Source organism: Streptomyces sp. NPDC056161, assembly GCF_042268025.1.
Lineage (GTDB): Bacteria > Actinomycetota > Actinomycetes > Streptomycetales > Streptomycetaceae > Streptomyces.
In genome coordinates this window covers 31,850-44,864 of record NZ_JBHJUV010000051.1, presented here as the reverse complement: position 1 = coordinate 44,864, position 13,015 = coordinate 31,850, and the positions used below count along the sequence as shown (strand labels likewise).

The 13,015-nt window shown below is 69.0% G+C and carries 12 protein-coding genes; 7 read left to right on the top strand and 5 right to left on the bottom strand.

Features of this window, described 5'->3' with window-relative positions; genetic code table 11:
* Positions 1-46 precede the first annotated feature (46 nt).
* From ACFC09_RS35220 to ACFC09_RS35210, 3 genes are read left to right on the top strand one after another with little or no spacing between them, the layout of a single operon-like run.
* Positions 47-1,258, top strand: coding sequence for a sensor histidine kinase (locus ACFC09_RS35220; RefSeq protein WP_376535178.1), 1,212 nt, complete (start codon positions 47-49; stop codon positions 1,256-1,258).
* Positions 1,255-1,920, top strand: coding sequence for a response regulator (locus ACFC09_RS35215; RefSeq protein WP_376535176.1), 666 nt, complete (start codon positions 1,255-1,257; stop codon positions 1,918-1,920). Before ACFC09_RS35220 ends, ACFC09_RS35215 begins: the two co-directional genes overlap by 4 nt.
* 51 nt (positions 1,921-1,971) lie before the next feature.
* Positions 1,972-2,385 (top strand): hypothetical protein, encoded by a 414-nt coding sequence (locus ACFC09_RS35210; RefSeq protein WP_376535174.1) that lies wholly within the window; start codon positions 1,972-1,974, stop codon positions 2,383-2,385.
* A gap of 683 nt (positions 2,386-3,068) precedes the next feature.
* Here the strand turns inward: ACFC09_RS35210 and ACFC09_RS35205 are convergent.
* The 5 genes from ACFC09_RS35205 to ACFC09_RS35185 all read right to left on the bottom strand — a co-directional run bounded on the left by ACFC09_RS35205 (position 3,069) and on the right by ACFC09_RS35185 (position 8,676).
* The gene (locus ACFC09_RS35205; protein WP_376535172.1) at positions 3,069-4,283 is read right to left on the bottom strand and encodes a CaiB/BaiF CoA transferase family protein; all 1,215 of its coding nucleotides are present in this window, start codon (positions 4,281-4,283) and stop codon (positions 3,069-3,071) included.
* Positions 4,284-4,355: 72 nt separating this feature from the next.
* Complete coding sequence (locus tag ACFC09_RS35200; protein WP_376535170.1) at positions 4,356-5,549, bottom strand: acyl-CoA dehydrogenase family protein; 1,194 nt, start codon at positions 5,547-5,549, stop codon at positions 4,356-4,358.
* Between the two features lie 1,031 nt (positions 5,550-6,580).
* Entirely contained in the window at positions 6,581-7,255 is a 675-nt protein-coding gene (locus ACFC09_RS35195) for a transposase (protein ID WP_376535168.1), read from the bottom strand.
* Positions 7,252-7,872: a helix-turn-helix domain-containing protein gene (locus ACFC09_RS35190; RefSeq protein ID WP_376535166.1), complete on the bottom strand. Its 621-nt coding sequence runs from the start codon at positions 7,870-7,872 to the stop codon at positions 7,252-7,254. The genes ACFC09_RS35195 and ACFC09_RS35190 overlap by 4 nt, the downstream gene beginning before the upstream one ends.
* A gap of 144 nt (positions 7,873-8,016) precedes the next feature.
* Complete coding sequence (locus tag ACFC09_RS35185; protein WP_376535164.1) at positions 8,017-8,676, bottom strand: TetR/AcrR family transcriptional regulator; 660 nt, start codon at positions 8,674-8,676, stop codon at positions 8,017-8,019.
* Positions 8,677-8,840: 164 nt separating this feature from the next.
* Here ACFC09_RS35185 and ACFC09_RS35180 point away from each other — a divergent pair, with 164 nt between their 5' ends.
* From ACFC09_RS35180 to ACFC09_RS35165, 4 genes are read left to right on the top strand one after another with little or no spacing between them, the layout of a single operon-like run.
* Positions 8,841-10,040, top strand: a complete 1,200-nt coding sequence (locus ACFC09_RS35180) for a cytochrome P450 (protein ID WP_376535162.1) — start codon at positions 8,841-8,843, stop codon at positions 10,038-10,040.
* A 46-nt stretch (positions 10,041-10,086) separates the two neighbouring features.
* Positions 10,087-10,284, top strand: a complete 198-nt coding sequence (locus ACFC09_RS35175; RefSeq protein WP_376535160.1) for a ferredoxin — start codon at positions 10,087-10,089, stop codon at positions 10,282-10,284.
* The gene (locus ACFC09_RS35170) at positions 10,281-11,492 is read left to right on the top strand and encodes an NAD(P)/FAD-dependent oxidoreductase (protein WP_376535158.1); all 1,212 of its coding nucleotides are present in this window, start codon (positions 10,281-10,283) and stop codon (positions 11,490-11,492) included. The genes ACFC09_RS35175 and ACFC09_RS35170 overlap by 4 nt, the downstream gene beginning before the upstream one ends.
* Before the next feature lie 50 nt (positions 11,493-11,542).
* Complete coding sequence (locus ACFC09_RS35165; RefSeq protein ID WP_376535210.1) at positions 11,543-13,003, top strand: MFS transporter; 1,461 nt, start codon at positions 11,543-11,545, stop codon at positions 13,001-13,003.
* Positions 13,004-13,015 lie beyond the last annotated feature (12 nt).

Sequence of the window (13,015 nt, the reverse complement as noted above, 5' to 3'; positions counted from 1 at the left end):
CCCCGCGGCGCGGATCCGGCGAAAGGCAGATCCCGTGCGGCCCGCTATGACTTTCGGCCGAGCGGCGGCCTCTGCCTCCTGGTGGGCGGGCACGCGGCACCTGCTGCGCCGGCTCGGATGGCTGGTGTGGATGGCAGGGCTGTGCGCGGCCCTGGTTCTCGACCACCTGGGCGCATTGCTCGGCGATCAGGGACTCAAACTGGTCAAGCTGTGCTTCGCCCTGGTGGCTGTGGCCGCCGTCGTAGTGTCACCCCTGCTCAGCGCTCGGGTGTTGCCGGCGGTCGCGGGTCTGGTCGGGGCGGCGTCGCTGGCGTTCTCGCTCGCCATGCGCGTCTGCGCCTCGCCCGATTGGGTCGCCCAGTACGCCTACGGTTTCACCGAACCGGTCGCGCTGATGTGGCTGATGATGCTCGTCCCACTGCGCGGACAGCGGGGGCGGATGACGTGGACCGCGCCTCCGGTGCTGTGGACGGCGATCGTGCTTCGGCCGGTCTCGATCGGCTTCGGGAGCGTGCAGATGGCCATCATCCTCGCGCTGTTCCTGGCTGTGTGCTCGACGGCGATCCTCGGCGCCTCCGTCGCGTGGCGGCTGGTCATGGTGGATCGCCGACGCCGGGCGTCGACGCTGCGGCTGGAGCAGCGCACCGAGTTCGCCCGGGACCTGCACGACTTCGTCGCCCACCACGTGACCGGCATCGTGGTCCAGGCACAGGGCGCCCTGGCGATCGCGGATCGGCGGCCGGAGCTGGTACGGCCCGCGCTGGAACGGATCGAGCAGGCCGGGGCCGAGGCGGTGACCTCCATGCGGCACATGGTGGGCATGCTGCGCGACGCCGACGGGCAACCGGCTCTGGCACCGCTGGCCGGGATCGCCGAGGTCCATGCGCTGGTCGAGGGCTTCGCCGGGGTCGGCGGCGCGCAGGCCCGGCTCGACACCGAAGGCGCCTTCGACGACCTGCCGGTGGAGGTGACCACCACCGCCCACCGCGTGGTGATGGAGGCCCTCACCAACGTCCGCAGACACGCCCACCGCTGCACCCGGGTGACCGTGCACATGTCCCGGTCCGCCGATGCCGTCACCGTACGCGTCACCGACGACGGACGACCACGCCAGACCGGCGGCGGCGGCTTCGGCCTGCGCGGACTCGCCGAACGGGTCGGCCTGATCGGTGGCCGCGTCGAGGCGGGTCCGGTCACGGGCGGCGGCTGGGGTGTCGAGGCCACGCTTCCCGCCGCGCCCGCCGGAGCGGGCCGATGACCATCCGGGTACTGATAGCCGACGACCAGGCCATGGTCCGCGCCGGCTTGTCGATGATCCTCGCCGCCGAGGACGACATCGACGTCGTCGCCGAGGCCGCCGACGGCCTTCAGGCCGTGGAACTCGCCCGGCGCCACACTCCCGACGTCGTACTCATGGACATCCGGATGCCCCGCCTCGACGGCCTCGACGCGCTGCGTCGCCTTGTCCGCCCCGGCACCGTCAACCCGCCGAAAGTCGTCATCGCCACCACCTTCGACGACGACGAGTACGTCCACCGCGCTCTGGCCGACGGCGCCTGCGGATTCCTGATCAAGGACTCCGGCCCCGCCCTGCTGGTCGAGGCGATCCGGGCCGCCGCCTCCGGCGAGGCCCTGGTCAGTCCCTCCATCACGGTACGACTGCTGCGCCAGCTCCATGGCAACACGACCGCCGCGAGCGTCCGCCACAGGTCACGGCACAGCGCCCTGTCGGCCCGCGAGCTGGACCTCGTACGCCTTGTCGCCCGGGGACTGACCAACGCGGAGATCGCCGCCGAACTGTCCATCTCCGTGGGCACCGTCAAGACCCACCTCGGCAACGTGCAGACCAAACTACCCGCCCGCAACCGCGTCGAGATCGCCGCCTGGGCCTGGGAATCCGGCCTCCTCGACCGGACATGATGTCCCGGACATGATGTCAACGTCCTGGCCGTCCTCAGCGCGCAGCACGGCATGTCCCCGATCCAGTCCCCGATCCAGTCCGCGGTCCTCCCGCGGTGCATCGGTCGGCAGCGTGAAGGGTGGCTGCGCGCCACGCACCAGAAGATCACCGACAAGTTGGGCGTGGAGCGGTCGAACGTCACCCGGGCCATCAGCCGTCTGGAGCACTGGCACCTGATCCAGCGCGTCGACAATGGGCTGATCTTCGTGCACCCGATGCTCGGGTTCGAGGGCAACGGAGACGTCCGGCGCGAGATCGTGGACGCGCTGCGCGACAAGGAGACCGGGAAGCTGCCCGGGGACGTCTTCCCCGCTCAAGCGCAAGGCAGCAGGCACCGCGTGGCAGCCCGACGGGCACGTCTTCGCCACTGCGCAGGGTGGATCAATCGATCCGACCAACCTCACCCGCTGTCGGCGTACACGTGAACGTGGCTCTGGCAAGATTTTCGTAGCCGGAGATCATCTCAGTGACACGGTCGGCCGGTCCGCAAAGCGGGCAGCCTGTGACTGTGCTCTCTTGAACTGGCCAGTGTCTTACCGCAGTTGGCTGATGTACTGGTGATCTCGGTCGAGGTCTCCGATGCTGTGGTGGCGGTCGACGCCCGCACCAGATCAGCCGAGCCAGCGGGATGTCCGGGATGCGGTCGGCTCAGCACGTGGTGCCACAGCCGGTATGTACGGAGCCTCGCCGGCATCACTCTCGCAGGGCGACCGCTGCGCATCGACTCGTCCGTACGCCGTCCGTACCGCGAGAACACGACTTGCCCGAAGGTGACCTTCGCCGAACAGGTACCGGGTCTGACCGTGCACTGCGAAGATCCTGCATGAGGAACCCCAGACCAAGGGCTGCCCCGGCCACTACCAGCGCGTGAAAATGGCCGTCGCGCCTCTGCGGCGGGACCTGCCGCTGGACGAACCGTGCGAGCGGCCGCCCTCCAACGGCCGCCCTCCCCGCGCGAAGCCGCCCGCTGGATCACCACCCACCCGGGCCGTCGCAGCCCTCATATCAGCGACCGTCTGCCCCGGCTTCCCGACCAGTGCCCCGAGCACGAACCCAGCCCCCCCCACTCGGTCTTCGAGAAGCCCTCTGCGGGGCCTCAGCTGAACGCTCACTGCGACTCGGGCGGATCTGCCTCCGGCAGAAAGGCGGCGATCTGCTCGGGTGTATAGCCGATCTCGGCCAGCACCTGCGCGGTATCCTCGCCCAGTTCCGGGCAGTGCCGTCGCACGTTGCCGGGGGCCCCGGAGAAGCGTACGGGGTTGGCGATCACACGGTAGGGGCCCTCGTGCGGGTGCTCCTGGACGGTGAGGTTGTGGCCGGAAGCCCAGTAGGGGTGTTCGCCCATGCGGTCCAGGTTCATGACGGGCGAGAAGGGGATGCTGTGTTTGCTGCAGAATGCCTCCCACTCGGCGGTGGTGTGGCCGGCCGTGTACCGCCCGATCGCCTCGTACAGCTCGGGCAGCCGTTCTTGGAAGACCTCGGGGGTGAAACGGTCCTTCATCCCGGGATGGCCGACGTAGTCGAAGAAGTCGGCCGCGTTGCGCGGGGTGTAGGGGAGAATACAGGCGTAGCCGTCCTTGGTGGGGAAGGCGGTGTGTCCGGGCTCCAGTGAGCGGGGGAAACCCACCGGCCCGGCAGGGGGTTCGAAGGCGCGGCCGCCTATGTGCTCGACGAGGGTGAAGGCGAACATGGTGTCGGCCATGGGCACTTCCACATGTTGTCCCCGCCCGGTCCGCAGGCGTCCGATGTAGGCGGCCAGCACAGCGTAGGCGATGGTCAGTCCACACACCTTGTCGGCCATGGTGGTGGGGACGTAGCTGGGCTGGCCGGTGGTGCGTTGCATCAGGTCGACCATGCCGCTCGCCGCCTGGATGACCTCGTCGTAGGCGGCGTAGTCGGCGGCAGGCGAGTCGGAGCGGAAGCCCTGGGCGTTGCAGTAGACGAGTTGGGGATTGGCCTCTGCCAGATCCCCGTGGGTCAGACCAAGCTTGCGCAGCGCGCGCGGCCGCATGTTGGTGACGAGGATGTCCGCGGTGCCGATCAGATCCAGCGCGGCCTGCTTGCCGCGGTCGCTCTTGAGGTCCAGGACGATGCTGCGCTTGTTGCGGTTGATGTTGAGGGCCAGCGCGCCGATGCCGTCGGCATCCCGCCTGTGCACACGGCGCATGATGTCGCCCTCCGGGGACTCGATCTTGACCACGTCGGCGCCCAGGTCGCCGAGGATCTGGCAGGCGTAGGGCCCCATGATGACGCTGGCGAGGTCGATGACACGCACACCCTGTAGGACAGGCAGTCCTACGGGCGGCACGTTGGTGGTGGTCACGGCTGTCTCCTTGCGAGTGGCGGCGGCCGACGAGAAGGGCCCGTGCGGGACCGGCAGTGCACGGGCAGATGGTCAGACAAAGGCGCTGATACCGGTGACAGCGCGCCCGACGATCAGCGAGTTCATGTCGCGGGTGCCCTCGTAGGAGTAGAGGGCTTCGGCGTCGGCAAAGTAGCGGGCCACGTCGTACTCAAGCAGGATGCCGTTGCCGCCGAACAGTTCGCGTGCCCAGGCAACGGTCTCGCGCATGCGACTGGTGCAGAACATCTTCGCCAGCGCCGCGTGCGCGTCGCTGAGACGGCCCTCGGCCTGCAGCCCGGCCATGCGGACCAGCATCCCCTGGCAGGCGGTGATGTTGCCGAGCATGCGGGACAACAGGTCCTGCATGAGTTGGAAGCTGCCGATCGGCCTGCCGAACTGCTCTCGCCGCACCGCGTACGCGCGGGCCGCCTCGTAGGCTCCGATTGCGCACCCGGTGGCGCTCCAGGCCACACCACCCCGGGTAGCCTTCAGTACGCGGGCGGTGTCGCGGAAGGAGTTGGCACGCTGCAGGTGGTTCTCCTCTGGCACGTGGACGTCGTCCAGGATGATGTGGGCGTTCTGCACACCGCGCAGCGCGATCTTGCCCGCCAGCTTCTTCGGCGTGAACCCGGGGGTGCCTTTCTCCACGACGAAGCCCTTGACCTGCCCGTCGGCCTCGTCCCGGGCCCAGATGACCACCAGGTCGGCGAAGGTGGCGTTGCCGATCCACTTCTTCTCGCCGCTCAGGACCCAGCCGTCGCCCTCACGCCGGGCGGTCGTAGTCAGACCGCCCGCGGTGTCGGAGCCGGCCAGCGGCTCGGTCAGTCCGAACGCGCCGATCTTCTCCCACCGCACCATCGACGGCAGCCACCGCTCCTTCTGCTCGTCCGACCCGCACTCGCGGATAGAGCCCATGCCCAGGCCCCCGTGGACACCGACGAAAGTGGCGAACGACGGGTCCACCCGGGACATCTCCATGCCGATCAGACCGGTCAGCAGGTAGCTTCGGGGAGCCACGCTCTGGTCATCAGCCCAGGTGCCGGTGATGTCGAGGTCCCGGATGGCCTCCTTGAGGCCGAGAGGGCTCTCCGCCCGCTCCCACAACTCGTTGGCATGCGGCCGGACCGCCTCGGCCAGGAACTCCCTGACACGTTCCAGCTTCTTGCGCTCGTCCGCGTCAAGCAGATCCTTGACGTAGAAGAAGTCGCCTTCCACAGCGGCCGGTTCGATCTTCTGCGGGCGCATGGACACAGCAGTCTCCTTTGCGGGACGAGGAGAAGACCAGGCGGCGTCACGACTGATCCGGCGACTGAGGCCGTGCATGGCCAGGCGCACGGCCTACAGTGACTATGCGTGGCTTCGCGCATCCGCGACCGCGTCGGCACGATCACCTCAGCGTTGTGTAGCCGCCCGACGTCCATGGATCAACGCCCCCTATGGGGGCAACGAAACCAGTATCACCATTTTCCGGCACAGCCTTGAGCCGGGCAACCGCTTGTCCCAGCGGTGATCAGCGGCACCGCGTTTGCCTCGGGAGCCGGGGACTTTCCCACGGCTTTGTCGCCGAGTAGCCGAGGGGATTCGCACCCCTGCCCTCACAGATCCGTACGTGACGATCTCTCGTCATACGCCTCTTGTCGTTCTGGTCACCAGCCACGGGGCGCGTGGGTGGTCCAGACCCACTGAGGTCATTTCATCTTGAAGTCGCTGGTGGTGGGGCTGGTGTGGGGTTTGGCTGCGGTGCTCGTGCCGGTCGGAGGCGTGATCGGTAGGAGGTGGTCGTCTGTCAGCGGTGGCCCTCGGTGTTCGTCAGTACGAGGAACGCCCGCGGCAGCATGGTCGCGTGTCGGGCGTTCATGCGGACCTTGGTGAGGACCCGCAAGTTGTCGGGTCGGCGAAGCCGTGCTCGTTCGCCGCTCGCTCGCGGCTGACCAGCCGGTTCGCCTCCTTCTGGGCTGCGGTGAGCGGATGGCCGCGGGCCGCCCGCGGGCAGGTAGGAACGGCCTGGCCATACGGGCCGACGGCCAAGGCGACTTCGGATATTGACACCGGCGACGCCGCTGCCCATTACCTGGGTCACCGCGGATTCTGCGCCCCCGCGCAGCTCCCGGCGCCCAGTCAGAAGGTCACATCCAGGACACCCCGTCACATCCACGTGCACCAGCCGCTACAGAACCCGCAGCGATCAAGTCGACTGCCAACTTGGTTGAAACATCCGCGGGTTGGTCTGCGCACGTGATGAAGCTCCCGATAGGGCCAGCCTGCCCTCGACCTGTCTACCCGGCACCACCTGCGGCTCCTGACCGGCCGGCTGGCCGCGCGTCGGGCGGCGCACGGGACTCGGCAGCGTCGACTCTCCGCCAGCCGTCACGCGCCGCCTGGTACTGACACACTTGCGTCTCGGGCGCACCCACTGCTGGGTCCTCAATGGATGTACACGTAGCGGCGGCGTACATGCCTGGTGGGTGGTGCGGGCCTGCCCCAGATCCAGGGGCGGCGCGGGTGTTGAGCTGGTCGGTGGCGACGCGGGTCGCGTGGGTGATGTGGCCGGGGTCGCCGAAAGAGCGGCCGGCCGGGGCGGTCTTGCGGAAGGTGCGCCACGAGCCTTCCTGGAGGTTGAGCCAGCAGGCGCCGACCGGGATGAAGACGTGCTTGATGCGTGGGTGGTCCGCCAGCCAGGTGCGGGTGGACACACTGTTGTGCGAGGACAGGTTGTCCGTGACCACATAGATGTCCCCGATGGGGTCGGCTTCCTCGACCAGTTGAAGGAACTGCTGGTAGAAGGCACTGTTGCGGGAGGCGGCAGTCATCGGGACGGCTTGACCGTCACGGATGCGTAAGGTGCCGTAGACCCAGGTCTTCTCCGGTCCGCGGGAGTAGTCGATCTCGTTCTTGATGCGGTGTCCGTCCGGCGGCCGGCCCGGTGCCGGCGGGAAGGTACGCGGGATCACCGGGCCGGGCTCGTCGGCGCAGACCACCGTCGCGCCGTCGACGATCCGTGTCTTTTTCCCTCGAAGTCCGGATTCGAAGTCCGGATTCGAAGTCCGGATTCGAAGTCCGGATCCTTCGAGCGGGTCCACGAGCGCGTGCGCCGCCGGCGCACCCCCTCGGCCGGCAGGCTTCGCCGCACCTGGGAGCGGCTGACCTCGATGCCCAGGTCCCTGGCCGCGGCAGTCAGCGTGTCCAGGGTCCGCTCCGGGGGACCGGACTCGTCCGAAGCCCACATCCCGTTCGGCGGCTGCACCTCCAGCCGGCCCGGCGGCGTCAGTCTGACCAGGCCGACAGTCTTCGAGCGTTCGACCTCGGTGATCCGGCGTCCACGGCCCTGCCCGCCCAGATCCTCCAGCCCCTGCACACCCGACCGGTTGAAGCGGTGCAGCCAGCGGCGCACCGTCCTCTGACTGCACCGCAGTTCGCCGGCGATCTGTGGAACCAGCCACCCATCCCAGCTCAGCTCCACCATCCGGCACCGCTCCACCACAGCCTTCGGCGCCTTTCGCGCCGACGCCAGACGGTGGACCACCGCTTGATCGCCCTCGTCACAGCCCGGCCGTGCCCTCAGCGCCATGACCCAGCACCAGCCCCCGAGCACCCGCAACCACCCCGCTACCAGCACCTATACCCACCGAAACCGGAACCCAGCACTACCAGTCCGCCACCGAACCAGTCTGCGGGTGACGGTCTTCCCGGTCTCGCTCACGAGTTGCCGGCCTCACCCGGCAGGGCGTGAAGCGTCCGGCGCGGGCATCAGGCGGCGCAGCAGGGACTCCTCCAGCTCGATCAGGATCGCCTCGCTGCCGGCGAAGGGATGGGGCAGGGTCCGCCACAGGGCCAGTTGGCCGTGCAGGGCGGTCAACAGATGAATGCCCAGGACGTCGGCTTCGTCACGGTGATGGGGGCTGACCACGGTCAGGTAAGTGTCCACGGCGTCGGTCCACGCCTGGTACACCGTGTCGAGGGGATGGCCGGTAATGGTCCGGTCCTTGGGTTCGTATTCCAGGCTGAACATCAGCCGGTACCGGCTGGGCTTGTCGATCGCGAACCGTCGGTAGGCGGCAACGGTGGCGCGCAGCCGCTCCCAGGGGTCGGCATCGGCGGCTGCCGCGGCCGCCCCGGCCTCATGCATCGCCGTCGCCAGCGCACGGTAGGCGTCAGCGAGTACCGCCCAGACCAGGTCGGTCTTGTCCTTGAAGTGCAAGTAGACGCTGGGTGCGGCGATCCCGACCTCACGGGCGACTCCCCGCAGCGACAACGCCTTCTCGCGGCCGGTCTCCTCCAGGATGCGGGTGGCCGCATCGAGGATCTCCTGCCGCAGGCGGTCTCCCTCGCCCCGGGCATTGTGGACCCGCTGGGGCTGCCCCTGCCTTTCCACTGCCTCTCCCCTCTCGCTTTCTGCGCGTAGCCGCCTGGTCTCGGCCTGTCTGCTGCAGCCATTTTCGATCAGATCCGCAGGATCAGTCACCTCTTCATCGACTAACAATGTTAGGCTAACGCGCAATCACCTAACGGTGTTATGCGATGTGACGAGGAGCTGCCATGTCTTCATCTCTGCCGCCATACGTGCTCGGCCGCCCCGCAGACGCGCCTCTCGACCCCCCGCCCCTGTTTACGCAGCTGCGCGAGGGGCGCCCGGTCACCCGGGTCTCCCTGTGGGAGGGGAAGCTCAGCCCCTGGCTGGTGACCCGCTGGCAGGACGCCCGGGCGGTTCTGGGGAGCGACGCGTTCAGTTCCAACCCGGAGCTCCCTGGCGCGCCCAACTTCCGGGAGGGCGCCTCGCGGGGCCCCCGAGGCTTCTTCCTGAGCTACGACGATCCCATCCACGCGTCCATGCGGCGCACCTTGACCCGGGAGTTCATGGTCAGGCGGGTAGACGCGCTGCGCCCTGCGGTCGCCCGACTGACCGACGAGCTCCTGACCGACATGACCGATCTGGTCGGCTCCGTCGACTTCGTGGAACACTTCTCGCTGCCGCTGCCCTGGCTGGTCATCTGCGAACTCCTCGGCGTCCCCTACAGCGATCACCCGTTCTTCCAGGCGCAGTCGAAGATCTTCGTCGACTTGAAAGCCACGGCTGAGCAGACCGTCCAGGCCCGCCAGGCACTCACCGCCTACCTTCTGGAACTGGTGCGGGCCAAGCGCGTCACCCCCGGGGACGACGTGATCACCCGGCTCGCCCAGCAGGCCGACGCCGGTGTCATCACCGACCAGGACGCGGCCGACATGGGAGCTTTCCTGCTGTTGGCCGGGCACGAGACCACCGCCAACATGATCGCTCTCAGCGTGGTCACTCTGCTGCACCACCCCGACCAGATCCCGTACGTCCTCGGCGGACCGGACCAGGTTGCGGGCGCGGTGGAGGAACTCCTGCGCTACTTGTCCATCGTGCACGGCGGGCTGCGCCGCACAGCCGTCGAGGACGTCCCCATCGCGGGCGTCACCATTCGCGCGGGCGAGGGCGTGATCGTCCCCGTCCACGTCGCCAACCGCGACCCCGGGGTCTTCACCACCCCGGACGGCCTCGACCTGGAGCGCGCCAACGCCCGCCAGCACCTCGCCTTCGGCTACGGCGTCCATCAGTGCCTGGGCCAGCCCCTGGCCCGCGCCGAACTGCAGGTCGCCCTGCCGGAGATCTTCCGCCGGCTGCCCGACCTGAAGATCGCCGTGCCCATGAAGGACATCACCTTCAAGCAGGACACCGTCGTCTACGGCGTCCGCGAACTGCCCGTCACCTGGTGACCCGGGCCACCTAATCACCCGCCAAGAGCAGGAAAGAGGAACCGTTATGCAGGTAGAAGTCGACGTCCCCAAGTGCGTCGCCTCGGGCCAGTGCGTGCTGCTCGCCCCCGACGTGTTCGACCAGCGGGAGGAGGACGGCCTGGTCGTCCTCCTCGACGACACCCCGCCGGTGGAACTCCGCGACGCCGTCCGTGAATCCGCCACCGTATGCCCGGCGGCCGCGATCCGGCTGGTGGAGTCGTGAGCGCGACCGTGACCGGCGCACCGGAGCGCGTCGTGATCGTCGGCGCCTCCGCTGCCGGCCTCGCCGCCGCGGAGACGCTGCGCCGGTCGTGCCACACCGGCGCTATCACTCTCATCGGTGACGAACCCACCGCCCCCTACGACCGGCCGCCCCTGTCCAAGGAGATCCTCTCCGGCGCCTGGGATCCCGAACGGCTGCCCCTGCGAACCCCGGCCGACCTCGACGCCCTCGAACTGGAGACCCGCCTCGGCCGGAAGGCCGACCGACTGAACCTCGTCGAACGAACGGTACGGCTGTCGGATGGTGAGTTGGTGCCGTACGACGGGCTGATCGTGGCCACTGGGGTCCGCCCCCGGCGCCTGCCCGGCACACCGGCCCACGTACTGCGCACCCTGGATGACGCCTTGGCTCTCAGGGACCGGCTCGGGCGCGGGCGCAGGCTCGTCGTGGTCGGCGCCGGCTTCCTCGGCGCCGAAGCCACCGCCGTAGCAGCCGGCCTGGGCACTCACGTCACCCTCCTCGAACCAGCCCCGGTCCCCTTGGCCCACGCGGTCGGCGAGGACGTCGGCCGCGTCCTGGCCGAGGCCCACCTGGACCACGGCGTGGATCTGCGCACCGGGGCCAGGGTCACCGAGGTCGTTGCAGGCGGCGTACGGCTCGACGACGGCACTGTGGTCGAAGGCGACGCCGTTCTGGTGGCCATCGGCTCCCGGCCCAACGTTGACTGGCTGGCCGGCAGCGGGCTCACGGTGCAAGACGGTCTGGTCTGCGACGAGTTCTGCGCCGCCGCGCCAGGGGTCTACGGCGCCGGTGACGTCGCCCGCTGGCACAACCCCCTCTTCGACACCTCGATGCGGATCGAACACCGCACCAACGCCGCCGAGCAGGGCATGGCCGTCGCCCGCAACCTGCTCGGTGCACGCCAGCCGTTCGCACCCGCCCCCTACTTCTGGTCCGACCAGTGGGACATGAAAATCCGCGCCTACGGCTTCCTGCGCGGCCATGACGAGGTAAGGATCGTCGAAGGCAGCCTGAAAGAACGCCAGTTCACCGCCCTGTACCGAACCGGCGACCGACTCACCGGCGTCCTGTCCGTCGGCATGCCGCCCAAGACCATCCGCCCCTGGCAGCAGGCCATCACCGCCCGCGCCTCTTGGGGCAACGCCACTTCCACGCTCCACCCATCCGCCGCAGGAGCAGCGCCATGACCGGCGCCACCGGACTGGAAGGACAGCTCGATCACGGCAAGGAGAACGCGATGGACGAATCACAGCCTGCACCCCGTACCGGCACCGTCGTCGGCGTGCTGGCCCTCGCCAGCATTGTCGCCTCGCTGATGCAGACTCTGATCGTTCCGCTGATCGGCCAGCTGCCGACATTGCTGCACACCAGCGCGGGCAACGCCTCCTGGACCGTCACCGCCACGCTGCTGGCCGCCGCCGTCACCACACCCGCGATCGGGCGTCTGGCCGACCTCTACGGCAAGAAGCCGATGCTGCTCGTCAGCACGGTTCCCCTCGTCGCGGGCTCGGTCGTGTGCGCGACGGCGGGCTCACTGGCACCGATGATCATTGGTCGTGGCCTGCAGGGAATCGGCGCCGCCGTGGTCCCGATCGGCATCAGCACCCTGCGCGACCTGATGCCGCCCGAGAAGCTCGGCTCCGCGATCGCGCTGATCAGCTCCTCACTCGGCATCGGCGGCGCGCTCGGCCTGCCGATTTCCGCGGCCGTCGCCCAGCACACCGACTGGCACGTCCTGTTCTGGGTCGCCGGCGCGCTCAGCGTCCTGGTCTGCGCGCTGATCTGGGCCCTCATACCGTCCGTCCCGACCCGCGCCGGCGGCAGCTTCGACGTCCCCGGTGCGCTCGGCCTGGGCGCCGGCCTGGTCTGCCTGCTCGTGGCCATCTCCAAGGGCGCCGACTGGGGCTGGGGCAGCGGCACCATCCTCGGGCTGCTCGCCACCGCCGTGATCGTGCTGCTCGCCTGGTCCTGGTGGGAGCTGCGCTCGGCCTCCCCGCTGGTCGACCTGCGGGTCACCGCGCGCGGCCAGGTCCTGCTGACCAACGCCGCCTCCATCGTGGTCGGCTTCGCCATGTACGCCTCGGCTCTGATCTCCCCTCAGTTGCTCCAGTTGCCCAAGGCCACCGGCTACGGCCTCGGTCAGTCCATGCAGGCTGCCGGCCTGTGGATGGCCCCGGCGGGCCTGATGATGATGCTGGTTTCCCCACTCGGTGCGAAGCTCTCCGCGGCAAGGACCCCCAGAACGACGCTCGTCGTCGGCAGCCTCGTCATCGCCGCCGGATACGGCTCGTCGATCGCCCTGATGAACTCGGTCTGGGGCCTGCTGGCCGTCTCCGTCGTCATCAACAGCGGCGTGGCACTCGCCTACGGCGCGATGCCCGCACTGATCATGGGGGCCGTGCCGCTGTCCGACACAGGCTCTGCGAACAGCTTCAACACCCTGATGCGCTCCATCGGCTCCACACTGTCCGCGGCCGTCGTCGGCGTCGTCCTCTCGCACATGACGACCCGGTCGGGCTCGCACGTCCTCCCCTCTCTGAACGGATTCCGCACCGGCATGCTCATCGGCTGCGGCGTCGCCGTGGTGGCCGCGGCCGTCGCGGCCTGCATCCCCCTGCACAGGGCCACCACGAGCGCGGGCACCAACAAGGCCGCTGAGCCCAAGTCAGCCGACGCCCAGGTCGGCGAGGCCCACTGACGTCAGGGCACC